The following is a 24,738-nucleotide window of genomic DNA, read 5'->3' on the forward strand; positions in this document are numbered from 1 at the left end:
CACGGCAATGCGGCCGCCAAAGCGTCGCGGCCGCCGTTCTGCCGGCGGCCGTGTAAAGCTGGGGGCGCAGCCGCCCCTGGCGGGTTCCGCCCAGCGGTATGCGACGTCAGGCGGTGCGGCGGTCTTCCTGCGGCGGTGGCTGCACCGCGGAGTCTTCCTCGGTGATTTCCGTCAGTGTGGCGCGGCGCTGGGCCTGCGTGATGTTCAACTGCACATCCTGCGTGCCTTGGGTGCCGCTTTCGGGCGTGGCCGGGGTCTGCTGCGCGGCACTGGCCACCGCGGCCCGGACCTTGGCGTGCGCCTGGTAGGTCTGGTTGGTGTTGCGGTAGGCCAGGCCGAAGGCCGCGGCCGTCGTGCCCACGCCCAGGAACGAACTGAGGGCCGGCGCCGCGGCGCTCAGGCCCGTGGCCCGGGCGATCTGCTGCACCGCCAGGTTGGCCATGCCGGCGAACTGGTTCCAGGAGAACCGTGCGATGGAGTGGTCCAGGACGCGGTCATGGTCCTTCATGGGCAGCTTGTCGCCGGAATTCCACACCTGCTGCACGCCCGCCTGCTTCGTCTCGTAGTGCTTGCCCACGCCGGCGTCGATGACCTCGACCGAGGTGTTGAACAGCCCGCGGATCATCGCGACCAGCGCGGCGTTCTGCAGTTGCGGGTCGTTGATGGGGACGTTCGAGTCCAGGCCCTGGAACTGCAGGCCGCTCAGGTTCGTGGAGCGGGCATCCAGCACCGCGCTCACCACCCCGTCCGAAGCCGCGCTCGCGCCCATGGTCATCAGGGTGTATACGGCCGCCATGGAACTCATGTTGTCGTTGTTGACGCCGCTGGTGGCGCCGGTGGTGCCCACGAACTTGATGCTGGCCTGCATCAGCTCGCGCATGCCGGCATAGACGATGTTCCGCGCCTGGGTGGCAAGCACCCGGGCGGCCACGGTGGGATCGCCGTCGGCGGCAGCGACCGTGCTCATGGTGAGGTAGCCCATCTCGGCCATGACCTGGTTGGCCGTCACGCGGCGCGAGTCCGCCTGCTGCGTCGCGATGAGTTTGTCCTTGGTCGCGTTGGGCGTCTCCGCCCATTGCTGGTCGGTGAGCCCGAAGTGGCCCTTGACCGCCGCTTCGGGGTCGCGGTCCATGCGGGCATGCCGGATCTTCATGTGCGCGAGGACGGCCATCGTCGAGACGACGCTTTGCATGCCGACGATCGCGAAGGGGTTGTCCTGCGCGAACTTCGAATTCACCACGGCCCAGTAGATCTGCAGCATCGCGTATTCGCGGCTGAAGGTGGGAATCCCGCAGGTCAGCAGCTGCTGCAGCGTGTGGCCCGCGAATGCGCCCGCCGCCGCGCGGCTGGGCAGCCGGTCGCCGACCAGATCCTGCGCGGTGCGCTGCGCGAGATGGCTGGTGACGTTCCATCCCTGGGCCGCCTTGTCCTTGGCATACGCCGCGCCGGCTGCAGCGCTGGTCTTGGCATAGGCGGCACCCGCGACGGCGCTGTCCTTGGCGTACGCTGCGCCCGCGACGGCGCTGTTCTTGAGCTGGGTCATCGACCCCTGGGCGAGATCCTTGGCGCCGGAGGCCAGTTGCTTGCCTTTCTTCCAGAGCCGGGCGCCCGCGCCGGGCGCGGGGGTGTCCGTGGCCTGTGTCGATGTGCCATGGCCTGCTTCGAGGTCGACGTGGGTTTCCGGAATGCGTGCGGAATCGAACCGGATGCTGAATCGCGCGCTGGAATCGGCGCTGGAGCCGCGGCGGCCGCTGGTGCCGGGTTCGGGGTTCCAGTGCCGCAGCGAGATCTCGCCGGTGTTGGACTGGGGCGCACTGTTTTGCGGCGGGCGGCTGGACGATGCGGAGGGCGTGGAGGTTTGCCGCGACAGTTGCTTCATCTGCAGTTCCGACTCCGGCATGCGCTGGCTGCCGGGCGTGTGCAGGGGCGACGTCGGCTGGCTGCTGGTCTGCATCCGGGTTCCACCGGGAGAGGACAGCAGATGCTGCGGCGAGGAGGTAGTCGACTTGGACGAGGTTCCTTGGACCATGGGGTGCTCCTGGTATGGGTGGTTCAGTGCACGGACGCGGGCGCCGCTGCGGTGCTGGCGTCCATGCTGGCGGCGAGTGCGGCGAAGCCGTCGAGCTGGGTGGCCAGATCGGCGCCATCCAGGCCCGCGGCATCCCAGCGCGTCTGCAGCAGGGTGCCTTCCGGGGTCAGGCTCAGGCTGCAGCCCGCGATGAGCATCAACTCCACATTGGCCTGCAGGGCCGCGAGCCGCGTGGTCCCGTCGGCGAGCGGCCGGTCCACCAGGGCGGACAGCAGCAGCGTGTGGCCGTCGCCGCAGGCCACGATCTGCACCTGGGCCGTGCCGATCCGCACGCTGTCGCTCAATGCCGGGCCCTGGCGATCGGCGGAGGCCACCCCCAGTTCCTCGTAGGCCTGCTCCAGCAGGGGCTGGTGCCAGTCCGCATCGATGTGCGACTGCACGGCGGCGGCCATCCCTGCCGGGAGCGGCGCCATGCCGTCGGCGTCGCCGGCCGGCGGGCTGCCCTGGGGATCCGCCTGGCGGCGGGCATGGGCATCCAGCATTTCGGGCAGGTGGCCCTGGACCGCCATGGCGCTCTCGCGCAGCAGTCCGCTGAAGTAGCTGAGCTGGAAGAGATCCCGGGCCAGCCCCGCGGCGTCTCCGGTGTGGGCGCCGGGCACGCCGTACACGACCATGGCCTTGCCGGTCGCCTCCATGCCGATGCCGAGCGGGCCGATGCCCATCGCCGCTGCGTTGAGGTGCAGCAGCAGGGTGGTCCATACGGGCTCGGAAACGCCGATCGGTCGGGGCAGGGAGGCCACCAGGGCCCAGCGCTCTTCGGGCTGGTCCTGGACCAGCAGGGGCGAGATCGCGATGCCGTCCTGCTGGATGGGCACGGCCCGGGCGAACGACGCTGCGGTCTCCGGCTCGGTGAAGCCCAGGGCGGCTTCGTGCAGCCAGGCGGCGGATGCGGGGGAGTAGGAAGGTGGTTCGGGGTGGGTGGCGCTGGTGTCCATGGCGGTGTCTCGCGTTGAGGTTCATGCCATTTTTTGCATAACCCTAGGCGATGGCCGTCTGATGGACGAAGGGACGGGGCAGCGTGCGAAGGGCACCGCCGCCCGGCCCGGAAAGAAGCCCGGCCGCATGGTAGGGCTGCGAAGGAGGCGGCCAGGGCGCACCGGGCCCGCGGCGCCGCGGGCGGCCCCGGGACCGTGCGGCTCAGCCCCGCCGCGTGCCGAGCATGCGCGAGATCGTCTCGGCCGTGCGCAGCAGCGCGGGCAGCAGGTCGCGCTGCATCATCTCGGCGCTGGTGCGGTTGGCCTGGCCGCTGATGTTGAGTGCGGCCACGGTGCGCCCCACCCGGTTGCGCAGCGGGGCGGCGATGGAAATGAGGCCTTCCTCCAGCTCCTGGTTGATGAGGCACCAGCCCTGCGCGCGGGCCTCGCGCACGCGGGCCAGCAGCGCTGCGTCGTCCAGCAGGGTGTGGGGCGTGAAACGCCTGCGCGGCAGGTCCTGCAGCCGGGCGGCCAGCGCCTCCTCGGGCAGGTCGGCGAGCAGCATGCGGCCCATCGAAGTCCAGAACGCCGGCAGGCGCGAGCCCACGCCCAGGTTGGTGCTCATGATCTTGTGGGTGTGCACGCGCAGCACGTAGACGATGTCGTGCCCATCCAGCACGGCGGCGGAGCAGGACTCGTGCACCTGGTCCACCAGCGCGTCCATGGCGGGCTCGGCCAGGTCCCAGAGGGGCATGGACGACAGGTAGGCGAAGCCCAGTTCCAGGATGCGCGGCGTGAGGCGGAACAGCCGCCCGTCGCTCTCCACGTACCCGAGCGTCTGCAGGGTGAGCAGGATGCGCCGCGCACCCGCGCGGGTAAGGCCGGCGGCGGCGGCCACCTCGCTCAGGGTCTGCTGCGGCGCGGCGGCGCTGAACGAGCGGATCACCGCCAGCCCGCGCGCGAACGACTGGACGTAGCTGTCGCCGGGGCGCGGCGCGGCCGCGCTATCGCCCGCGTCCGGGCCTGCGAGGTCATCGGGGTTTTCCATAAGAGGGGGATCGGTTTCCATGGCTGCGGCAGTATGATTCTTTTAGCGAACAATTGTTCTATATACGAACAAAAAGCCGGCGCAACGGTGGCGCCGGGGTTTGAGGCAAAGGACTCTCTCCATGATCGACAAACTGGCCGACTCTGTGGCCGAGGCCCTCGCGGGTGTGCAGGATGGTGCCACGGTGCTGATCGGCGGATTCGGCACGGCCGGCATTCCGGGCGAACTGATCGACGGGCTCATCGCCCAGGGCGCGCGCGACCTCACGGTGGTGAACAACAACGCCGGCAACGGCGACACGGGCCTGGCGGCGCTGCTCAAGGCCGGCCGCGTGCGCAAGATCATCTGCAGCTTTCCCCGCCAGGTGGACAGCCACGTCTTCGACGGGCTCTACCGCAGCGGCCAACTGGAACTGGAACTCGTGCCCCAGGGCAACCTGGCCGAGCGGCTGCGCGCGGCCGGCGCGGGCATCGGCGCCTTCTTCTGCCCCACGGGCTACGGCACCGAACTGGCCCGGGGCAAGGAGACGCGCGAGATCGGCGGCCGGCACTACGTGCTGGAGTACCCCATCCACGGCGACGTGGCGCTCATCAAGGCCGAGCGGGGCGACCGCTGGGGCAACCTGACCTACCGCATGTCGGCGCGCAATTTCGGGCCCGTGATGGCCACCGCCGCGCGGCACACCGTGGCCACCGTGCACGAGGTGGTGGAACTCGGCGGGCTGGACCCCGAAGCCATCGTCACGCCGGGCATCCACGTGAGCCGGGTGGTGCGGATCGACCGCGTGGCCACGCAGGCCGGCGGCCTCAAGAAATCTGCATGAAAACGGCTCCATGCCGTGGAGAACATTGCGTGATTAGCTATCAAAAACGTAGCAAAGAAGAGCTGGCCCGCCGGGTGGCGCAGGACATCCACGACGGCGCCACCGTCAACCTGGGCATCGGCCAGCCGACGCTCGTGGCCAACCACATTCCCGAGGGCCGCGAGGTCATCCTGCAAAGCGAGAACGGCATCCTGGGCATGGGCCCGGCGCCGGCCGCGGGCCAGGAGGACTACGACCTCATCAACGCCGGCAAGCAGCCCGTCACGCTGCTGCCGGGCGGCGCCTATTTCCACCATGCCGACAGCTTCGCGATGATGCGCGGCGGCCACCTGGACATCTGCGTGCTGGGGGCCTTCCAGGTCTCCGCCACGGGCGATCTGGCCAACTGGAGCACGGGTGAGCCGGGCGCCATTCCGGCCGTGGGCGGGGCGATGGACCTCGCCATCGGCGCCAAGCAGACCTGGGTGATGATGGACCTGCTCACCAAGCAGGGCCAGTCCAAGGTGGTGGCGCAGTGCACCTATCCGCTCACGGGCATCGGCTGCGTGAAGCGCATCTATACCGACCTGGCCACATTCGCATGCACGCCCGAGGGGCTGTTGCTGATCGACGCGGTGCCAGGCCTGGACCCCGCCGAACTCGAACGCCTGGTCGGCCTGCCACTGCGCGCGGCCTGAACCGGCCCGCGCCCTCCCTGCAATCCCAGGACTCCGGAGACTCCCCGAATGACTTCCCCACAAGCCTTCATCTGCGATGCCATCCGCACCCCCTTCGGCCGCTACGGCGGCGCGCTCTCCAGCGTGCGCACCGACGACCTGGGCGCGATCCCGATCCAGGCGCTCATGGCGCGCAACCCGAATGTGGACTGGGCGGCAGTCGCCGACGTGCTCTACGGCTGCGCCAATCAGGCCGGCGAGGACAACCGCAACGTGGCGCGCATGAGCGCGCTGCTGGCCGGCCTGCCGATCGAGGTGCCGGGCGCCACCATCAACCGGCTGTGCGGCTCGGGGCTGGATGCCGTGGGTTCGGCGGCGCGCGCCATCCGGGCGGGCGAGGCGGGGCTGATGATCGCGGGCGGCGTGGAGAGTATGAGCCGCGCGCCGTTCGTGATGCCCAAGGCGGAGACCGCCTTCAGCCGCGCCAATGCGGTGTACGACACCACCATCGGCTGGCGCTTCGTCAACAAACTCATGAAGGCGCGGTACGGCGTCGATTCCATGCCCGAAACCGCCGAGAACGTGGCGGATGACCACGGCATCGAGCGGGAGGCGCAGGACCGCATGGCCCTGGCCAGCCAGCAGAAGGCCGTGGCCGCGCAGCGTGCCGGCCACCTGGCCCGCGAGATCACGCCCGTGACCATCGCGCAGAAGAAGGGCGATGCCATCGTCGTGGACCAGGACGAGCACCCGCGCGAGACCAGCCTCGAGGCGCTGGCCAAGCTCAAGGGCGTGGTGCGCGAAGGCGGCACCGTGACGGCCGGCAATGCCAGCGGCGTGAACGACGGTGCCTGCGCGCTGCTGCTGGCGGACGAAGCCACCGCCGCCAGGAACGGCCTGACCCCGAAGGCGCGCGTGGTCGGCATGGCCACCGCCGGCGTGGCGCCGCGCGTGATGGGCATCGGCCCGGCGCCCGCCACGCAGAAGGTGCTGCAGCTCACCGGCCTCGCGCTGGATCAGCTCGACGTGATCGAACTGAACGAAGCCTTCGCCGCGCAGGGCCTCGCCGTGCTGCGCCAGTTGGGCCTGGCGGACGACGATGCGCGCGTGAACGCCTGGGGCGGCGCCATCGCGCTGGGCCACCCGCTGGGCGCCAGCGGCGCGCGCCTGGCCACCACGGCCGTCAACCGCCTGCACGCCACCGGCGGCCGCTATGCGCTCGCCACCATGTGCATCGGCGTGGGCCAGGGCATCGCCGTGGTGCTGGAGCGCGTATGAGCGGAACCTCCATGCCCGCGGTGACCGTGGTCACCGGCGCCAGCAGCGGCATCGGGCGCGCCATCGCCGAAGCGCTGCTGGCGCAGGACCGCGCGGTGGTCAACCTCGACTACGTGCTGCCCGAATGGCGCCACCCGCTGCTCACTTCCTTCCAGGCCGACCTCACCGACGAGGCTGCCACGCGCGCGGCCGCGCTGGAGATCGCCGCACGCCACCATGTGACGGCGCTGGTCAACAACGCGGGCGCCACGCGCCCGGGCACCATCGACACGGCCACCACCGCGCAACTGGACGACGTGGTGGGCCTGCACTTGCGTGCGCCGATGCTGCTCGTGCAGGCCTTCCTGCCCACGCTGCGCGCCTGCGGGCAGGGGCGCATCGTGAACATGTCGTCGCGGGCGGCGCTGGGCAAGGGCGATCGGGTGGTCTATTCGGCCACGAAGGCCGGAATGATCGGCATGACGCGCACGCTGGCCATGGAGCTGGGTGCCGACGGCATCACCGTGAACGCCATCGGCCCCGGGCCCATCGCCACCGAACTCTTTCGGCAGAGCAACCCCGAGGGCGCGCCGCAGACCGAACGCATCCTCAAGAGCATCGCCGTGGGCCGCATGGGCACGCCGGAGGACGTGGCGCGCGCCGCGCTGTTCTTCCTCGCGCCCGAAAACGGCTTCGTCACCGGCCAGGTGCTGTACGTCTGCGGAGGCACCACGCTGGGCGTGGCGCCCGTCTGACCGCGCTGCGCGCACCTGCCCCGCCGCTCCCGCGCCCGGTCCCGCCCTGAGCGGCGTGGCCCCGCGCGCGTGCCGGCACGGCATTTCCCCTTTCCGCATCCGAAACGAAACCAGGAGACAAGCACCATGACGCCATCCCGCGCCGTATCCCCGACCCTGCCGGCCTCGCGCCGCCGCACCTTCGCGCTGGGCGCGCTGGCCCTGGCCACGCTCGGCACGGCCGCCGCGCTGCTGCCGCGCACGGCGGCCGCGCAGGCCTACCCGAGCAAGCCCGTCACGATCATCGTGCCCTTCGCGGCCGGCGGCACCACGGACATCCTGGCGCGCGTGATCGCGCAGGGCCTGGGCACCGAGCTGGGCCAGTCGGTCGTGGTGGACAACCGCGCCGGCGCGGGCGGCAACATCGGCGGCCAGGTGGCCGCGCGCGCACCCGCCGACGGCTACACGCTCTTCATGGGCACCGTGGGCACGCACGCGATCAACGCGGCCCTCTACAAGAAGATGCCCTTCGACCCGATCAAGGACTTCGCGCCGCTCACGCGCGTGGCGAACGTGCCGAACCTGCTGGTCGCCAACCCCGCGCAGCCCTACAAGAGCGTGCAGGAACTGATCGCCTATGCCAAGGCGAACCCGGGCCAGGTGAACTTCGGCTCCTCGGGCAGCGGCAGTTCCATCCACCTGTCGGGCGAGCTGTTCAAGAGCCTGGCCAAGGTGGACATGGTGCACGTGCCCTACAAAGGCAGCGCACCGGCCGTGACCGACCTGCTGGGCAACCAGATCGCGATCATGTTCGACAACATGCCCTCGGCCATCCAGCACGTGCGCTCGGGCAAGCTGCGCGCGCTGGCCGTCACCACGGCCAAGCGCTCGCCCGAACTGCCCGACGTGCCCACCATCGCCGAAGCCGGCGTGCCCGGCTACGAGGCCACCTCGTGGTTCGGCATGTTTGCGCCGGCCGGCACGCCCGCGCCTGTGGTGACCAGGCTCAACGCCGCCATCGTCAAGGTGCTGGCGCAGCTCGAAACGAAGAAGAAGCTGGCCGAGCAGGGCGCCGAAGCCTATGGCGAAACGCCGGCGCAGTTTGCCGACTTCATCCAGAAGGAAAGCGTGAAGTGGGGCAAGGTGGTGCGGGAGTCTGGCGCGAGCGTGGACTGACACCGGCACGCGCAGCACGGCGCCCCGGCGGCGCCGTTCAGCGCGCCAGCAGCGCCGCGCCGATCCCCAGGGCGCACCCCAGCAGGCCGGCATCGCCCAGCCGCCGCGCCCAGCACAGGCTGCCCTGCGGCCACTGGTTCATCGCCAGCGTCAGGCCCCAGCCGAACACCATCCACGCGGCGGGCACCAGCGCAGCAGCCGCCGCCGGGCCGGCAGCCAGGGCGGCAGCGGTGCACTGCAGGGCCAGCGTCGCGAGGACGGCGGCCAGCGTGGCCCGGCGCATGCGCGGCGTGCCGGCCTCTTCGCCCCAGGCGCGCGTGGGCACGGCACGCGCCCACCGGCCGAGGGCCGCCAGGGAGGCCAGCGCGGCGCAGCCGCTCAGCCACTCGTTCATCGCGCGCCGCCGTGCCTGCGCCCCCGCGCGGCATGCACTGCGGCGGCTGCGCACAGGCCGGCGGCCAGCCCGGCCTGGGCCAGCCCCGATCTGGCGGCCAGCGCCGCATACGACAGGGCCGCCAGTCCCCACAGCGCCGTGCTGGTGCGCGGCAGCCACAGGCGCAGCGTGGCGGCCGGCAGTGCGACCAGGCAGGCCAGCAGCAACCCGAGCATGGCCGCCGGGCGGGCCGGGCCCGCCGCGGCCACATGGGCCAGCCGGAACGATTCCACCGCCAGCAGGCCCGCCAGCCAGAAGGGCAGGTGCATGGCATGCCGGCGCACGCCGCCGTGCCGGCCGCGGTCCGGCGGCGTGCGGTGCGCTGCGGCGGCACGCACCGGCCGCTCCGCCTGCACCCGCTCCGGGCCGATGAAGACGGCGATGCCCGCGCAGGCCAGCCCCGAGAGGCCCAGCCCCGCGAGCATCGCCGGCGCCAGCGGTGCGCCCAGCGCCCAGCCCGCGGCGCCTGCCACGGCGAGCAACGCGCCGGCCAGGGCCAGCGCCGTGCGCCACAGCGTGGAGGCGCGGGCGCCCAGCAACGCCAGCAGTGCCGACAGCAGCAGCCAGCCCCCGATCAGCGCCCACACGGTCCAGGCCGGGCGGCGTGCCAGCGGCTCCAGGCCGGCCGGCGGAAACAGGTGCAGCAGCAACACCGCCGCCAGGGCGGCGGGCACGGCGGCATGCAGGGCGATGTAGAACCGGGCCATGGCGATGGGTGGGTCGGAGGTCGGTGGTGCGTTCAGGACCGCGTGGCCGGGCCGGCCGCGCGCTGGCGCTGGCGGCGTGCGTCGAGCCAGATCAGGGTGCCCGAGACCGAGAGGAAGGCCGGCGTCATGCCCAGGATGAAGTAGAGCCACTTGAGTGCGAGCCCGCCGAAATCGCCGAAATGCAGCGGCTCCATGAGCGCATCCACCAGCGGCCAGAACCCCGCGGTGCGGGGATCGAACGCCTTGCGCAATCGGCCCGCGCCGTCGAAATCGACCCGCGCGCTGCTGGCCAGGTGCCCGGAGATCCCGCCGGTGAAGCCGGCTTCGCCCGCGCCGGTGCCCCAGCGCCGCAGCGAGACGTAGCGTGTCTGCAGGCCCGGCACCGCCTGCAGGGCAGCCGCGTGCAGGGCGTCGAGCGAAGGTGCGGGTTGCGCCGGGGCCAGGGGCCGTGGCGCCTGCGCGGGCTTGGAAGCGGGAGTGGAGGCGGGCGCGGAGGCCACGTAGGCCCAACCCTGCACGAACAGCGGGGCCAGCCCCAGCCAGGCACCCGTGGTGGCGATCAGGAGGTGGAACCCCAACCCCCAGATGCCCGCCGATTTGTGCAGGTCCGACATCACCACGCGCAGGCTGCGGCTCCAGCGCTGCGTGAACAGCTCGGCCAGGATCTTGCGGTGGAGCACGATGCCCGTGCCGATCAGCACCAGCATCGCCACGCCGAGGAAACCCACGATCCAGCGCGGCCCGAAGAACAGGAACACGTGCAGCATGCGCAGGTACTGGCCGAGCTGGCTGTCCACCGGGCCGATGACGGCGCCGGTGTCGGGCCGCAGCGCGATCTTGGTGCGCTGTGCGGCGGGCGCGCCCGCTTCGCGCACGAAGGCGAAGTAGGCCGGGTTGATGCCATCGGGCAGCGCGATCGCCTCCACCGTGGCGCCGGGGTAGCGCGCCAGGAGCTGCTGCAGTACCGTGTCCAGCGGGGCGGGCTGCTGCGGGCGCGGGAGCTGCGCGAGCGAAGGGTTCGCCCACAGGTCGATCTCGTTCTTGAACACCACCACCGCGCCGGAGAAACACACGACGCACAGCAGCAGGCCCGTGACGATGCCCGCCCACGAATGCAGGGCGAGCAGGCGGCTGAGCGTGCGCTGGCTGGTCATGGCGGGGGGGGCCCTCCCGATGGCGGGGCGCGCGCGGCGCCCCGTGCATCAGAAGAAGTAGGTCAGGCCGAGGCTGAAGTTGCGCGGCAGGGCGGGCGACACCACGTTGGCGTTGATCGCGCCGTCGTAATAGGCCTTGTCGAACACGTTCTTCACACCGGCCGTGATGCGGTAGTTGGTGCCGGAGTAGCCGATGGAGAGATCGGCCACGGTGTAGGCCGGCAGGGTGAACGGGTACGAGCCGACCTGCTCGCTCACGCGGCGCAGGCCCGCGCCCAGCGTGAGCTGCGGCATCTGCGGCAACTTGTAGGTGGCCCAGACGGCCAGCGTGTGGCGCGGCGTGAGGTTGAGCGGCTTGCCGACGATGGCGGCGTTGTTGTCGCGCGTGACCTCGGTATCGGTATAGGTGTAGGCGCCCGTCAGCTTCAGGTTGCGCTGCAGTTCGGCACCCATTTCGAGTTCCAGGCCGCGCGCGCGCTGCTCGCCGGTCTGCACGCTGAAGCCGGTGTTCGCCGGATCGGCCGTGGTGACGTTGCGGCGCTTGAGATCGAACAGCGCCAGCGAGCCCGTGAGGCCGCCGTTCGGGGCCTCGTATTTCAGGCCGGTCTCCCACTGCTTGCCTGTCTCGGGGGCGAAGGGCGAGCCGCTGAAACTGGTGCCCGATACCGGAAGGAACGATTCGCCGTAGCTGGCGTAGGCTGCCCAGCCCGGCGTGAACTCGTACACCAGCCCGGCCGACAGCGTGGTGGCGGAATCCTTCTGCCGCGTCGCCCGGCCGGCCAGGTGGTCGGTGATCTTGTTGTCGGACCAGTCCCGGCGGATGCCGACCAGCGCCGTCCATTGCGGGTCGAACTTGATCTGGTCCTGCGCGTAGAGGCCCATCACACTGAGCTTCTCCGGGGCGTTGGCCGTGTAGCCCACCGGGCAGGTGGTGGCCACGCCGTACACCGGATTGAACAGGTCGAGCGCGCCGATGGTGCAGCGCCGCTGGCCCTGCCACGAGTGCCCGGTGCGCGCGTCCAGCCCGGTCACCAGGCGGTGCTGCACGCCCAGCGCGGAGAACTGTGCCAGCAGCGAGGTGTCGGTGGCGAGGATGTCGTCTTCCAGGTACTGGCGCGTCGCCTGGCGGTTCTGCAGGCGCTGGTTGGACTGCAGCGTCTGGTTGGAGACGAAGTTGCCCGTGCCCTTCTCGGACTCGTAGCGCACGTTCTGGCGCAGCGTGAGCTGCGGCGAGAAACGGTGCTCCAGCGCGTAGCCGACCGAGGTGCTCTCGATGTCGTAGTGGCCGAAGCTCGGGTCGCCCGTATAGAGCGTGGGGCGCACCGTGCCGTTGCGGTTGGGCAGCAGCGTGCCGTAGGGGGTGATGCCCTGCTGGCGCATCCAGTTGCTCTGGCTGTAACTGGCGAACAGCACCAGGTCGGTCTGCGCGCCCAGGTCGAGCGACAGCGACGGCGCGATCCACCGGTCGCGGCGGTAGATGGAATCGGTCGGGTCGTCGCTGTTGGAGACCTGCGCGTTGATGCGGATCGCGGCCTTGCCCGATTCGTTCAGCGGGCGGTTGATGTCGGCCTGCAGCGTGCGCTGGCCGAAGCTGCCCACCTCGGCGCCCACTTCGCTCAGCGCCTCGCGCTTGGGCCGTTTGCTGACCGCGTTGACGATGCCGCCGGGCTGCACCTGGCCGTACAGCACCGAGGCCGCGCCCTTGAGCACTTCGAAGCGCTCGTAGCCATAGGGCGTGAGGCGCGTCCACATGCCGGAGCTTTGCACCAGGCCGTCGATCAGGATGGATTCGGTGGAGCGGAAGCCGCGGATGTTGATGTCGTCGAAGCCGCGGCGCCCGAAGTTGACCGGGCTCACGCCCGCCACGGTCTGCAGCGCCTGCTGCAGGTTGGTGATCTGGCGCGACTCCATCTGCTCGCGCGTGACCACGCTCACCGACTGCGGCGTCTCCAGCCGGCGCATGGGCGCCTTGCCGGCGGTCTGCGCCTCCGTGGGGGCGAAGCCCACGTCCTTCTCGGTGCTGGCGTTGATGCGCACTTCCTGCAGTTGCACCGTGGGCGCGGCGGGGTCGGCCGAAGGGGCGGGAGCGGCCGATTGCGCGAAGGCGGCCTGCGAGAGGCACAGCGCCAGCGGCGTCAGGGCGCTGCGGCGCAGCAGGCGGGCGCGGCGGCCGAAGGAGGTGGTTTGGGAAGGGCGCAGGAAAGCCGGGGCCGTGGCGCGCGGAGCCGCCGTGCCGGAACGAGGTGGGACCATGGGGATGCGAAGGGAAAAAGCGCCGGTGCACGGGGCCGCAACCCGGTGAGGGGAGCGGCCCGTGTGCGGCAATGAAGATCTATTAACTTTCTTGAGAATAATTCGTATTTAAATTTATGCAAATACTGTCGAGCAGGGTTTCGCGTGCGGGCCGCCCGATGGGGCCCGCACCGCCTGCCCGGCGTTGTTTTTTGGCCTGCGCCGTCAGCGGCCCTGCGCTTCGAGCAGCAGGACGAGGGTGGAGAGCGTCTGCAGCAGCGCGCGGCGGTCGGGCGCCCGCAGTTGGACGCCAAGGCCTTCCACCAGGGCGGCGCTGCGGTCCAGGCCCGCCTGCCGCAGCGTCTGAGCCTGCGCCTGGGTGCGCATCTCCAGGCTGCCCGGCTGGTGGCGCAGGCCCTGGCGCAGCCACTGGGCGAGCGATTGCAGGGTCTCGTCCAGCAGGGCCTGCACCGGCGTGGGCGCTTCGATGGCGGTGCGCAGCGCCAGCGGCTGTGCGGCCGGCGGCTCGATGTGCGGCACCACCGCGCGCTGCCGGGTGAGCAGGGCCAGTGGTTGCATCACGGCCTGGCCGTTGCGCAGCGCCACCGGCCCGGCCACGGCGCGCAGCGCGCCCCACTCGCCGGCCAGCGCGCGGGCCAGTGCGTCCACCGCGCCGGGCGCGGCCGGCCGGTGCGGCAGCGCCAGGTGCAGCGCGGGCGAAGGCGCGTCCTCCGGCGCACCGTCCCCGCCCTCTACGGCGCAGACGATGCGCGCGTGCAGCACCTGCGCGGCCGCGTCCCATTCGCAGTCCTGCACTTCCATGCCGTGGAAGGCCACGACGTGCAGCAGGCCCGGGGCGCCGCTGGCGGCACCCGAGGCCGCCTGGCGCGGCTGCACGAAATCCGGCGGGGCCGCGCGCAGGCGCTCCACCAGGGCCGTGACGCTGGCTTGCCGCAGTGGGGGCGCGAGGTCGTCCCAGGCCGTGGGCGAGAGGGGCATGACCCCGGTCTGGCGTGCGCCGGCGGTCAGGTCGATGAGGCCGTTGGCACGGCGCGTGGCGGTCTTGGTGATGACCTGCCCGGCCGCGATCTGCCGCAGCGGAAACCCCGCCACGCGCCGCCCCGCGAGGGCCTGCGCGGGCCCGCTGGCGCCTTCGCCGCGGGGCCATTGGCGTTCGAGCACCGTCACGGTCTGCGTGTCCGGATCGGCAAAAAGCACGCTGGCGCCCTCGGCGGTTTCATCGGACCAGAGCGCGGCACCCAGCGAGACGAGTTTGAGGTGGTCCAGCGCGACCTCGCCCTTCACGCCCACGCCCAGGATCTGGCGGCCATGCAGCGCGGGGCGGGGGCTGCCGGCCGGGCCCCCGGCCGTGGTCTCGGCATGGGCCGCGGCGCGCGGGCGCGCCCACAGCTCGGCCACCAGCGACAGCAGCCGCAGCGGATCGTGGCGGCTGCTGCGGGCCTGGAGCGACTGCAGCAGCAGCCACAGCTCGGCAAGGCCGTCGTCCACCCAGCGCCAGCCCAGGGCCTGCGCCTGCGCGCGCAGCGCCTCGAAGCGCGCGGCCAGGGCCATCGCGGGCTGGGCCGAGCCGTCGAGCCACAGGGACAGCAGCAACGCATCGAGCGACTCGCGCAGGCGCTGCGCCTCGGGGGACTGCAGGTGCGCGGGCGCCGCCGTGGCCTCGCCCGCGCGCGGCTCCGGGTTCGAGTCCGCGCCACCGGCACCGGCACCGGCCTGCGCGGGGTGTGTGCGGGGCGGCACTTCCACCATGGCTTCCTCGGTGCCCGCAGGCAGCTCGCCCGCGGCGCGGAAGGCCCACAGCGCCACCACGACATGCGCGCAGCCGCTGCCCTGCTGGCAATCGCAGCGCGCATGCACGAGCGAGCTGCGCGAGAAAAACCGCACGGTGCACATCGGCAGCCGGGCCATGGGCGGTGCGGCCGGGCCCTGCCACGGCTGTACGGCCACCACCGGGCGCGAGGCCGCCAGCCGTGCGGCCTGCTCCAGCACCGAGGGCGACACGCTGGCCGCCACCGCCGCGTCATCGAAATGCGCGGGGTTCCAGGGGCCGCCGGGCTCGGCGGAGGGCGCTCCTGGGGCGGGTGCATCGGGCACGGCGGCGGCGCCCGCCGCGCCGTTGCGCTGCTGGTAGGCCAGCACCAGCATCACGCGGTGGCGGCACATGCCGCTGGCGGCGCAGGTGCAGGCGGCATCGCGGAGCGTGCGGCCGGGCGGCAGGCGGGTGCGCACGCCGTCGTCGAAATCCGCGCGGACCGTGCCGTCGGCTTCGGTCTCCAGCCGGGGCAGCACGCCGGCCGCCACGTCCTTCTGCGCGCGCTTGACGAAGCCCGCGTTGGCCAGCGCGGTCAGTGCCTCGGGGGTGAGTTCGAGCAGGTCGGCCCGCACCGGCGCGTTCATGCCTGCACCTTCTCGGCCAGCCAGCCCGCGAGCTGGCCCGGCGTCATGGCGCCCACCTGCGCGCCTTCCTTCACGAGGCGCGCGGCCATCTCGCGGTCGTAGGCGGGCTCGGCCTGCGCATCGAGCGCGGCCAGGCCCAGCACCTTCGCGCCCGCCCCGGTCAGCGCCTTGACGCGGCGCACCAGTTCGGCCGGGGAGCCCCCTTCGTAGAAATCGCTCACCAGCACGACGATGGTGCGGGCCGGGTTGGCGACGAGCGACTGCGCGTAGCCCACGGCCTTGGCGATGTCGGTGCCGCCGCCGAGCTGCACTTTCATGAGCAGCTCGACCGGGTCGGAGACATCGGCCGTGAGGTCCACCACCTGCGTATCGAAGGCCACCAGCCGCGTGCGCATGCCCGGCAACTGCCAGAGGCAGGCGGCCATGACCGCGCTGTGGATGACCGAGTCCACCATCGAGCCGCTCTGGTCGATGAGCAGCACGATGTCCCACGGCTCGGCATGCCGGCGCGTGCGGCTGATGAAAAGGGGCTGCTCCACGTAGAGCTTGCCGCGGGCCGGGTCCCAGCGCCGCAGGTTGGCCAGCAGGGTGCGCCGGAAATCGAAATTGCGCGCCACCTTCATGCGCGATCGGCGGCGCCGGTCGCGGCTGCCGCCGAAGGCCTGGCGCACCTCGGTGGCGAGCTTTTCCATGATGCGCCGCACCACCTCGGCCACCAGCCGGCGCGCGGCGGCCAGCACCTCGGGGTTCATGAGGTGCTTGGTGTGAAGCACCGCGCGCAGCAGCGATTCGGACGGCTCGATGCGCTCCAGCACCTCCAGGTTGGTCACCACCTCGTCGATGCCGTAGCGCTCCACCGCATCGCGTTCCAGGCGTTCGATCACCTCTTTCGGAAAGAGCGTGTGGATGGTGTTGATCCAGTCCGGCGTGGAGAGCGCCGAGGGGCCCAGGCCCGCGCTGCGCTCGCCGCGCTCGGCGCGGTCGCCGTCGCGGCCATAGAGCCATTCGAGGGCCGCATCGGCGGCCTGTGCGGCGTCGCAGAGCGCGCCGCACGCGGGCTCGGCCGGCTCGCCGAGCAACAGGCGCCAGCGCTGCAGGGGGTCGGGGATGGTCAGCGGTGTCATGGCGGGGCTCCGGTGCCGGCGTCGATGCCCCACGCGGCCAGCCGCGCGGCGGCCGCGGCTTCGCCGGCGCGCGCGCGGGCCAGGGTTTCGGGAGGCAGGCTGCCGGGGCCCACGGCCGTGAGCGTGCGGCGCGGCAGGTGCTGCGCGCCGTGCAGCGCCAGCACCTGATCGGCGAGGTCGCCGCGTTCGCGCGGCGGCAGCCAGGCGAAGGCCGCGCGCAGCGCCGGCAGGGCCTGCACGAAGGCCTCGTCGTCCAGCGCGCGCACGCGGCGGTCCATGCCGGCCGCGAAGGCGGGTTCGGTGGCGAGCGCCTCGCGCGCCAGCGCCAGCAGGCCGGCGAGCGCGTCGCCCAGCGTGCTGGCGGTCATGGCGCCCAGCAGGTCCATGGCTTCCTGCACGCCGGTGGACGGCGTGCTGGCGTCCAGGCGGCCCGAGAGTGCCAGCACCGCACCGAGCGCCGCGCCGCGGCTGATCGGCGCGGCCTGTGGGTCGGCCGCCTTGCGCTGCCACACCGCGAACGCGCGCACAGGCTCCAGCGCGAGCGGATCGGGCGCGCCGTCCTGCCGGTCGGCCAGCGTGTCGGCGACGATCCGGTGCAGCGCGCGGTGGCCGCGCAAGTGGTCTTCGGTGTCGGCGGGCGCCACCGCGGCCGGGGCTTCGAGCAGCCAGAGCGCGCGGTCGAAACCGGCCTCCACCGCCACGCGCAGCACCGGCGCGCCGGCCATGCCGAGCATCTGACCATGGCGCAGCAGCGTGTGCAGCAGCCCCAGCGCGGGTGCCAGCGCCTCGAACCGCGGCTCCTGGGCGATGGCATCGCCGATGTCGCGCAGCAGCCCGTCGCTCAGGGCGGAAAGGCCGGCCCAGGCAGCGCGGTTGAGGCCTTCGGCCAGCGGCACGATGCGCCCGCGCGCCTGCCGCAGGCTGTCTTCCAGGCGGGCGCGCGCAGCGTCCTCCAGCGTGGCGCCCCAGGCGCCCGCCTCGATGAGCGCGGCCTGCTGTTCCATCGGCTCGCTGAGGCTCCAGGCCTCGCCGCGCTCGCCCGAGAGCGCCAGCGCCGGGCCGCGCGTGCGCGCCACGCCCGGCAGCTCCAGCAATGCCAGCCGGTGCAGCACGCGGCTCCTGGCGCGGTCGCCCTCCTGCAGCAGGTCGAGCGTGACGGTGCCGCGCGGCGGCAGGCCGTGCGCGGCCAGCTCCGCCCGCACGGCCGCGACCAGCGGCGGCTGCGGCGTGCCCGGCGCGAGGCGGCCCGCCGTGTTGCCGGCCAGCACGTCCATCGCCTGCACCAGTACCGGGTCGGTGCCCGGGCGCAGCGGGCCGCGGTAGGTCCAGGGCAGGGGCGCGTCGAGCGCCTCCTTCACCAGCGCACCGGCCAGCGCATCGAGCCAGTCCGAACGCAGCGGCTGGTGGTGCCCGCGCAGGCGCGCCAGCCCGAGCGCGCGCGCGTGCACGGCCATCAGGTCGGCGGTGGAGGCCGGCAGCTTGCGCTCGCGCAGCCGCTGCACCACGCTGCGCAGCGCCTCGCGGGCCGCGCCTTCGGCGCCGTGCTCCCAGAGCCACTGGTAGTACTGCGGCGACGGCATGCCCGAGGCATAGCCCGCGAAGGCATCGAGCCGCCGGAAGGTATAGGGCACGATATAAGAGCCGAACCGCACGGATGCCGCCGGATCCATTGAATAGTTTGCTATGTTTTTTATAGCGTCAGGATCGTCGGCGGAATCGTCGGTGTCGTCGGTGCCGTCTGCTCCGCGCAGGTCGGCATCCCCGGGCTGCGGTGTTTCCGGCTCGTCGCCGGGCATTTCGCGCCAGAGCCGTGCGAGCGCGGGCGCGTGGTAGCCGCCGCACACCACCAGCACCGGGCCCCGGCCCTGCGCCATGGCCCAGGCGATCCAGCGCGCCATCATCCGCTCGCGCGCCTGGTTGCCGGCGGAGCCGGCCTCGTCTTCGCCGCGCAGGTGGCCGAAGTAGGTGGACAGGCGCAGCGCCAGGCCATCGTCGCCCCCGTCGCCGGCCTGCGCAGGGGCCGGCGCGCCGTCTTCGAAGAGGTGGTCCCAGAGCGCGTCGCGGCCCTGCACCGCGAGCTTCTCCGCCAGCGCCCGTTCATAGGCCTCGGCCCGCGCCTGGTGCTGCGCATCGGCCGCGTCGGCGTAGCGGTTCTCCAGGTGGGCGAAGGCGCCGTGCCAGGCCGGCAGGTCGATGAAGCGCACCTGCGCGCCGGCCTCGCGCCCGGCCTGCAGGGCCTGCCATTCGGGCGAATGCTCGGCGAACGGCGTCCACGACCCGCGGTGCCCGTCGCCGCGCGCAAGGTAGCTGTAGATCGCGACCGGCAACCGGTGCGGCAGGTACAGCTCGTCCAGCCGGCCGTTGAAATCCGCCGGCCCCTCGATCAGCACGAACGCGGGTCGCAGCGCCCGGATGCGCGCCGCCACCAGCCGCGCGCAGGCGGGGCTGTGGTGGCGCACGCCGAGGATGACGGGGTCGCCGTGCGGCACCGTGCGGCCCTTCACGGCAGCCGGTGGCGCGCTTCGTAGTACGCGCGCCAGTGCCCGCCCGTGCGCTTGGCGGCCTTCTGCTCGAAATAGCGGCGCAGCTTGGCGCGGTCGTCGGCGCTGTCCTTGACGATGGTGCCTGCGATGCAGTCCACCAGATCGGCGGGCGAGCCCTCGCGCCGCTCCAGGAACCACGCGCGCACGCCGACCGCGTGGGCCACGTTCACGGCCTCGGCGGTGGACATCACGGCGCTGAGCCGGTCCATGGCGGCATCGGCCGGCGCACCGCGCTGCCCGTCGGCCGGTGCGCCGCGCAGATCGCGGAAGGTGGACACGAGCAGCTCCAGCACCGGCGCCGGCACGGCATGCGGAATGCCGCTCTGCGCGAGCAGCCGCGCGCTGGCGTCCTGCACGAGCGCCAGTTCGCGGTCGAAGTCGAGGATCGGGAAGACGGTCTCGAAATCGAACCGGCGCTTGAGCGCGGCGCTCATCTCGTTCACGCCGCGGTCGCGCGTGTTGGCCGTGGCGATGATGTTGAAGCCCTCGCGCGCATAGAGCATGGCGTGTTCGCCCGCCAGCTCCGGCACGGCCATCACGCGGTCGGAGAGCATGCCGAGCAGGCAGTCCTGTACCTCCAGCGGCGCGCGCGTGATTTCCTCGAAGCGCACGATGCGGCCCTGCTGCATGCCCTGGTAGAGCGGCGCGGGCACCAGCGCGCGCGGGCTGGGGCCCTCGTTGATGAGCAGCGCGTAGTTCCAGCCGTACTTGATCTGGTCCTCGGTGATCGATGCGCCGCCCTGGATCGTCAGCGTCGAGACGCCCGAGACCGCGGTGGCGAGCAGTTCCGACAGCAGCGACTTGGCGGTGCCGGGCTCGCCCACCAGCATCAGGCCGCGGCCGGTGGCCAGCGTCACCAGCATGCGCTCGATGCCCGCCACGGGCGCGACGATCTTGGGCGCGATGCCCAGCGCCGCATCGCCGAGGATGAAGGACCGCGCGGCGCGCAGGCCCATCGACCAGCCGGGCGGGCGCGGGTCGGCGTCCTGCGCGCGCAGGCGCTCCAGTTCGGCGGCGTGGAGGATTTCGGCGGGCGCGCGCTGCAGCGGTGTGCCGGCGCTGCCGGGGGCGGTTGATCGACGGGTGGCGGCCATGGTGTGTGAAAAGACGGGGAAGAAGGGAGGGCGGTGTGTGGAGGCGGGCCCCGGCGGCGGCATGGGCGCCGCCGGGGCCGGGCGCGTCAGGCGCGCAGCCCCTCCATGTCGCGGATCAGCTCGCTGGCGGAGATGGGGTCGAGCCGGCCGATGGGCTCGGCATCCTGCAGTTCGCCCCAGGTAGAGGGCTTGCCCACCTGCACCTCGCCCAGCTCCTGCTCGGGGTATTCGTCCACCATGCCCACGATGATGCCGGGGTCCAGGTGCAGTTCGATCACGCGGTCGGCCCCCAGCGGCTTGTTGAAGTACCAGATGCAGCCGGAGTCCTGCGCCTGCCCGCGGCGCCAGCCCTTGTTGACGAGGCCCAGCACGCGGCCCGTGGGTACCTTCGCCTTGACCCAGCGCGAGAGCTTGATCGCGCCCTTCTCGTCCTCGGTCAGGGTGTAGGTGTCGCGGCCGATCTGCGCGAACGGCTGCAGCAGCTCGTAGTCCGCGAAGATCTGGCCGAACGCCGCGGCATCCTCGGGCGACACCTCCAGCGCGTGCGGCACGCCGATGCGCACCTGCGCGCCCTCGGGGATGTCGAACGGATCGTCCTCGGCCGTGGTGGCGCTGCCGTCCTCCGCCACGCGGAAGCAGGCCGCGAGCCGGCCGCCGTGGCTGCCGCCGCCCTCCACCTCGTAGATGCCCCAGATCAGCCGCTGCACGATGTGGCGCACGAGCGGATGGCCGGCCAGGAAGGTGCGGAACACTTCGGGCGTCCAGCGCCGGCGCGTGCACATGGCCACTTCGAGCCGCAGCAACTGCTGGCTGGCGATGGTGCGGGCGTCCTTCTTGAGCAGCTTGAAGCGCTCCACGGCCTCGGCCGAGAGCGCCGGGTCGTCGGTCTTCTTGGGCTTGGGCAGGTCGGGCAGGCGCGCGCCGTCCGTGCCGTCCTCCGAAACCTCGCGCACGTAGGGCTTGAGCGTTTCGTCGAAGCCCACCTTGAAGGCGCGCGGGCCGAAGTCGAGCCGCAGCGTGCCCTGCGCGTCCAGGCCCAGGTCGGGCGCGAGGCGGTCTTCCAGCTCCTCGGGGCTCAGGCCCCGGGCCTCGGCGATGGCGGCGATCTTCTCGCGCGCCTTGTCCTGCAGGCCCTTGAACTTGATCTTCTGCGCGACGCCGTTGAGCAGCATCAGCGCGACGTCGGTGCCGATCTGCGCGAGCACGTCCAGGCCCGTGACGGCGCGCGCGTGGGCCGATTCGCCCGGCCACGCGCGGATGAAGGGCGTGAGCCGGCGGGCGGTGTCGTCGGTGCCCAGCAGGCCCAGCGCGGTCAGCGCCCAGCCGTCCTTCGAAGGCCCGCCCGCGGCGAGCCAGGCGCCGAACGCATCCCATGCGAAATCGGCCAGCGAATCGGGCGTGCAGGCCTCGCGCACCACGGCGATGCCGGCATACACCTCTTCGCTGGTCGGGAAGGCGAGCATCTGCCCGAGCGCGTCGAGCGCGTCGTCGGGCAGCGCCTTGCCGCGGCCCGGGCCGTCCTGCAGCACCGGGCGCCGCCAGCCGCGCGGCTGCCAGAACTCGGGCAGTTTGGCGCGCTTGGTGGGAAAGCGGTCCAGCGGGCTTTCGTCCAGCACGGTGCGCAGCGCCTGCAGCACGGTGTCGTCGCCGTAGCGGCCGGCCACCTCCAGCAGCAGCGCGCCGTGGCCCTGCGCTTGCAACAGGCGCAGCGCGGCGCCTGCGCAGTCGCGCGCCTCGCCCGCCTTGCCCAGGGCCGGGGCGATGAGCGCGCAGGCCGCGTGCTCGGGGTATTTCAGCAGCCAGGCGCGGCCGGTGTCGCGCGCGGTCTTGAGCTTGGCGAAGCCGCGCGCGGCCGTCGGCGCGATCTCCACCGCGCCGTAGTGCATCGCCCACGCCAGGTTCTCGGCCGGCTTCATGCGCACCATGGCGGCGAGCGCCGGCAGTGCCGGCAGGCCCAGCTTGGCGATGGCGTGGCCGACGCCGTGGCCCTCGGCCTCGCCGGCCACGGCGTTCCAGAACGGCACGGCCAGCTCGGGCGGCAGGTGGGCCATGGCCACGGCGTCGAAGGAGTACCAGTAGTAGCGCTCGCGCTTGCGCTCGGCCAGCATGGCGCGCCAGGCGGTGACGAGCGCCGAGGCGTCCCGCGTGCGGATGGCGCGCGCGGCGTCCTCGGCCAGGGGGGCGAGCTGCTTTTTCCGGTGCGTTTCGAAGCCCAGCAGATCCACCATCTCCAGCACGTCCTGCGCGGCCTTCGCATAGCGGCCCACATGCCATGAATTGAGGCGCTGCGCCTCTTCGCGTTCACCGGGCGCCCATGCTTCGGCGGGTGCCAGCGGCAGCGGCTCCAGGGACAGCACCGCCGCGGCCTTGCGCGCGGTCTTGGCGAGCCAGGGCGGATCGGCGAGCACGGCCGGCAATTCGTCCCGGGCGGCCACTTCGGCCGGGCCGGTGATGAGGGCCAGTTGCCGGTCCACGGCGGCCTGCGCGGCGGCATCCAGCCACGGGCGCAGCAGCGGCACGCTCTGTCCGTGCGCGCGCAGCAGGCGCGAGAGCATCGGCGTGAGCAGGCCGGCATCCTTGCCGTCCGCGGCCACCAGCCGCGAGAGGGCGGCGATCGCCGCGAGCGGCCAGCGGTCCGCCGCCAAGGACAGGCGCGCCAGCGCGCCCTTGGAGCTGCTGGCGGCCTTGGCCAGGGCATGCACGGCCTCCGGCGTGCCCAGCGTGGCCAGCGCCTCGCCGGCGGCTTCTTCGGCAGCCCCGCGTTCCAACACGTCCACGGCGCCGGCGCCGCGCTCGCGCACGGCGGTGGCCACCATGCGGGTGTTGCCCCAGAAGCCTTCGGAATAGCCCAGCCGCGTCTTCGCGGCCAGCGCCAGCGCGGCGGGGTCGGTGGCCGTCAGCAGCAGCCAGTGCAGGGTGTCGGTCGCCTCCTTGTCCGCGGCCAGCCGGTGCGCGAGCGCGTCGGAGAGCGCGGGCCGGTCGGGCAGCAGCAGCGCCATCGCGGGCTGGCGGCTCGGGTGCAGGGAGGGCAGGGCGGCCTCGATGCGGTCCGCGCAGGTGTCCCACTCGGCCTGCGGCGCGGCCGCCAGGTGGTTGCGGAAGGCCTCTTCGCCCTGGCCCAGCGGCCCGCGCCAGCCGTTGCTCATCGGGCGCGTGACCGTGCCGGACAGGTGCGTGCTGCGCGTCTTGGTCTGCGGGTCGTAGCTGTTGGTGGCCTCCAGCCGCTGCGACGCGATCAGGATGTCGACCGCGCCCGTCAGGCCATACTGCGCCGCCACGTAGTCCACGATGGCGGCGGCGGGCTCATTGCCGCCGTAGTAGCTCGAACTGCCCAGGGCCATCGTGAGCAGGGCCGTGTCGGCCTCCGCGTCGGCACCGGCATGGGGCCGGGCGAGGCGGTCGATGGTGCGCTGCATCGGGCCCTGCAGGGCCGCGTCGGTGCCGGGCACGTCGATATTGAAGCTGCATTGGCTGCGCACGCGCTCCCACGCCTGCGGCAGCGCCACGGCCTGCACCTCCTGCGGGAAGCGGCGCGATGCGTAGGCCTCGCGTTCCATCTGGGGCAGCAGGCGCACGGGGTCGCCCTGGGCCAGCCACGGCGGCACCGTGCCGGCCTCCGCGTCGGCGTTGGTGGCGGTGGCCGCCGGCTGCACCGCCGCCGCGGCCCGCGCTGCCGCGTCGGCAAGCTGGGCCTGCGCGAGGGCCGATGCGTGCTTGCCGACCTGCGCGGTCGTGCCCCAGCCCGTCAGCAGGCCTTCGGCTTTCAGGCGTTCGAACGCCATCGAGGCGCCCTGTTCGCTCACGCCGTGCTGGCGCTTCAGCACCGCGGCCGAGAACACGTCTTCCACCTTCACCGTGCCCTCGGCCAACTGCGCGCAGAACGCGGCGAAGACACGGTCGCACTGCGCGTCCAGGCTTTCCGCCGGGGCGGGTGCGGGCGCAGGGGCGGGGGCTGCAGCGGCGGCCTCGGCCCCCCCGGCGTCCGCCCTTTTCGCCGCAGGAGCCGCCTTAGGAGCCGCTGCCTTGGCAGGCGCCGGAGTGGCGCCGATGGCCGTGCCGGGCGCCACGCCCACCTCGGTGTAGCCCTTGCCCGTTTTCTCGGTCACCAGCTTGGCCAGCGCGGCCGCTGCCTTCGCGGCGTCGGCGAAGGATTTGGTCTGGCTCTGGCCGGCCGTGCCGATGCGGCCCCACCGGATGTTCAGGTCGGAGCCGGCGGGCTCGATCTCCCAAAATTTGCTGGAGTTTCCTTCGATGAGTTCGAAACGGCGCATGGAATCGGGTGTCCTTTCGCAAACGGGTTTTCGGGGAAGTGCCGGCGGCGGCCCGGGGGCCGCGG

General features: G+C 72.5%; 17 protein-coding genes. 5 read left to right on the plus strand and 12 right to left on the minus strand.

Annotated features, from left to right (window positions below; all coding sequences use genetic code 11):
- Positions 1-106 precede the first annotated feature (106 nt).
- From BM144_RS03605 to BM144_RS03615, 3 genes are all read right to left on the minus strand, one after another.
- Positions 107-2,029 (minus strand): hypothetical protein, encoded by a 1,923-nt coding sequence (locus BM144_RS03605; RefSeq protein WP_175525938.1) that lies wholly within the window; start codon positions 2,027-2,029, stop codon positions 107-109.
- Positions 2,030-2,052: 23 nt separating this feature from the next.
- Positions 2,053-3,024 (minus strand): type III secretion system chaperone, encoded by a 972-nt coding sequence (locus BM144_RS03610; protein ID WP_092949911.1) that lies wholly within the window; start codon positions 3,022-3,024, stop codon positions 2,053-2,055.
- 202 nt (positions 3,025-3,226) lie between these two features.
- Positions 3,227-4,051, minus strand: a complete 825-nt coding sequence (locus tag BM144_RS03615) for an IclR family transcriptional regulator (protein WP_092949913.1) — start codon at positions 4,049-4,051, stop codon at positions 3,227-3,229.
- 121 nt (positions 4,052-4,172) lie between these two features.
- On the opposite strand from BM144_RS03615, the gene BM144_RS03620 reads away from it, so the two are divergent.
- From BM144_RS03620 to BM144_RS03640, 5 genes are all read left to right on the plus strand, one after another.
- Positions 4,173-4,874: a 3-oxoacid CoA-transferase subunit A gene (locus tag BM144_RS03620; RefSeq protein ID WP_092949915.1), complete on the plus strand. Its 702-nt coding sequence runs from the start codon at positions 4,173-4,175 to the stop codon at positions 4,872-4,874.
- A gap of 29 nt (positions 4,875-4,903) precedes the next feature.
- Complete coding sequence (locus tag BM144_RS03625; protein WP_092949917.1) at positions 4,904-5,551, plus strand: 3-oxoacid CoA-transferase subunit B; 648 nt, start codon at positions 4,904-4,906, stop codon at positions 5,549-5,551.
- Positions 5,552-5,599: 48 nt separating this feature from the next.
- Positions 5,600-6,808 carry a 3-oxoadipyl-CoA thiolase gene (pcaF, locus tag BM144_RS03630; RefSeq protein WP_092949919.1) on the plus strand — a complete coding sequence of 403 codons (1,209 nt, stop codon included), beginning with the start codon at positions 5,600-5,602 and terminating at the stop codon, positions 6,806-6,808.
- Positions 6,805-7,542, plus strand: coding sequence for an SDR family NAD(P)-dependent oxidoreductase (locus BM144_RS03635; RefSeq protein ID WP_092949921.1), 738 nt, complete (start codon positions 6,805-6,807; stop codon positions 7,540-7,542). The genes pcaF and BM144_RS03635 overlap by 4 nt, the downstream gene beginning before the upstream one ends.
- A gap of 126 nt (positions 7,543-7,668) precedes the next feature.
- Positions 7,669-8,697 (plus strand): Bug family tripartite tricarboxylate transporter substrate binding protein, encoded by a 1,029-nt coding sequence (locus tag BM144_RS03640; protein WP_245783515.1) that lies wholly within the window; start codon positions 7,669-7,671, stop codon positions 8,695-8,697.
- A gap of 37 nt (positions 8,698-8,734) precedes the next feature.
- Here the strand turns inward: BM144_RS03640 and BM144_RS03645 are convergent, their stop codons facing one another.
- From BM144_RS03645 to BM144_RS03685, 9 genes are all read right to left on the minus strand, one after another.
- Positions 8,735-9,091 carry a hypothetical protein gene (locus tag BM144_RS03645; RefSeq protein WP_092949923.1) on the minus strand — a complete coding sequence of 119 codons (357 nt, stop codon included), beginning with the start codon at positions 9,089-9,091 and terminating at the stop codon, positions 8,735-8,737.
- Positions 9,088-9,837, minus strand: coding sequence for a hypothetical protein (locus BM144_RS03650; protein ID WP_092949925.1), 750 nt, complete (start codon positions 9,835-9,837; stop codon positions 9,088-9,090). Before BM144_RS03650 ends, BM144_RS03645 begins: the two co-directional genes overlap by 4 nt.
- A gap of 32 nt (positions 9,838-9,869) precedes the next feature.
- Positions 9,870-10,991, minus strand: a complete 1,122-nt coding sequence (locus BM144_RS03655) for a PepSY-associated TM helix domain-containing protein (protein WP_092949927.1) — start codon at positions 10,989-10,991, stop codon at positions 9,870-9,872.
- Positions 10,992-11,039: 48 nt separating this feature from the next.
- A complete protein-coding gene (locus BM144_RS03660; RefSeq protein ID WP_092949929.1) occupies positions 11,040-13,244 on the minus strand; it encodes a TonB-dependent siderophore receptor in 2,205 nt (734 codons plus the stop codon).
- A 204-nt stretch (positions 13,245-13,448) separates the two neighbouring features.
- Positions 13,449-15,641: a YehQ family protein gene (locus BM144_RS03665; protein ID WP_092949931.1), complete on the minus strand. Its 2,193-nt coding sequence runs from the start codon at positions 15,639-15,641 to the stop codon at positions 13,449-13,451.
- Complete coding sequence (locus BM144_RS03670) at positions 15,638-16,765, minus strand: VWA domain-containing protein (protein ID WP_092949933.1); 1,128 nt, start codon at positions 16,763-16,765, stop codon at positions 15,638-15,640. Before BM144_RS03670 ends, BM144_RS03665 begins: the two co-directional genes overlap by 4 nt.
- A complete protein-coding gene (locus BM144_RS03675) occupies positions 16,762-19,269 on the minus strand; it encodes a DUF5682 family protein (protein ID WP_245783516.1) in 2,508 nt (835 codons plus the stop codon). The genes BM144_RS03670 and BM144_RS03675 overlap by 4 nt, the downstream gene beginning before the upstream one ends.
- Positions 19,266-20,402 carry an ATP-binding protein gene (locus BM144_RS03680; RefSeq protein ID WP_092949935.1) on the minus strand — a complete coding sequence of 379 codons (1,137 nt, stop codon included), beginning with the start codon at positions 20,400-20,402 and terminating at the stop codon, positions 19,266-19,268. The genes BM144_RS03675 and BM144_RS03680 overlap by 4 nt, the downstream gene beginning before the upstream one ends.
- Positions 20,403-20,488: 86 nt before the next feature.
- The gene (locus BM144_RS03685) at positions 20,489-24,673 is read right to left on the minus strand and encodes a DUF4132 domain-containing protein (RefSeq protein ID WP_092949936.1); all 4,185 of its coding nucleotides are present in this window, start codon (positions 24,671-24,673) and stop codon (positions 20,489-20,491) included.
- Between the last annotated feature and the right edge of the window lie 65 nt (positions 24,674-24,738).

Source organism: Paracidovorax konjaci, assembly GCF_900112675.1.
Taxonomy (GTDB): domain Bacteria; phylum Pseudomonadota; class Gammaproteobacteria; order Burkholderiales; family Burkholderiaceae_C; genus Paracidovorax; species Paracidovorax konjaci.

Coding starts and splice junctions, on each gene's coding strand:
- BM144_RS03605 (WP_175525938.1), bottom strand. CDS start 2,029: ATGGTCCAAGGAACCTCGTCCAAGTCGACTACCTCCTCGCCGCAGCAT.
- BM144_RS03610 (WP_092949911.1), bottom strand. CDS start 3,024: ATGGACACCAGCGCCACCCACCCCGAACCACCTTCCTACTCCCCCGCA.
- BM144_RS03615 (WP_092949913.1), bottom strand. CDS start 4,051: ATGGAAAACCCCGATGACCTCGCAGGCCCGGACGCGGGCGATAGCGCG.
- BM144_RS03620 (WP_092949915.1), top strand. CDS start 4,173: ATGATCGACAAACTGGCCGACTCTGTGGCCGAGGCCCTCGCGGGTGTG.
- pcaF (WP_092949919.1), top strand. CDS start 5,600: ATGACTTCCCCACAAGCCTTCATCTGCGATGCCATCCGCACCCCCTTC.
- BM144_RS03635 (WP_092949921.1), top strand. CDS start 6,805: ATGAGCGGAACCTCCATGCCCGCGGTGACCGTGGTCACCGGCGCCAGC.
- BM144_RS03640 (WP_245783515.1), top strand. CDS start 7,669: ATGACGCCATCCCGCGCCGTATCCCCGACCCTGCCGGCCTCGCGCCGC.
- BM144_RS03645 (WP_092949923.1), bottom strand. CDS start 9,091: ATGAACGAGTGGCTGAGCGGCTGCGCCGCGCTGGCCTCCCTGGCGGCC.
- BM144_RS03650 (WP_092949925.1), bottom strand. CDS start 9,837: ATGGCCCGGTTCTACATCGCCCTGCATGCCGCCGTGCCCGCCGCCCTG.
- BM144_RS03655 (WP_092949927.1), bottom strand. CDS start 10,991: ATGACCAGCCAGCGCACGCTCAGCCGCCTGCTCGCCCTGCATTCGTGG.
- BM144_RS03660 (WP_092949929.1), bottom strand. CDS start 13,244: ATGGTCCCACCTCGTTCCGGCACGGCGGCTCCGCGCGCCACGGCCCCG.
- BM144_RS03665 (WP_092949931.1), bottom strand. CDS start 15,641: ATGAACGCGCCGGTGCGGGCCGACCTGCTCGAACTCACCCCCGAGGCA.
- BM144_RS03670 (WP_092949933.1), bottom strand. CDS start 16,765: ATGACACCGCTGACCATCCCCGACCCCCTGCAGCGCTGGCGCCTGTTG.
- BM144_RS03680 (WP_092949935.1), bottom strand. CDS start 20,402: ATGGCCGCCACCCGTCGATCAACCGCCCCCGGCAGCGCCGGCACACCG.
- BM144_RS03685 (WP_092949936.1), bottom strand. CDS start 24,673: ATGCGCCGTTTCGAACTCATCGAAGGAAACTCCAGCAAATTTTGGGAG.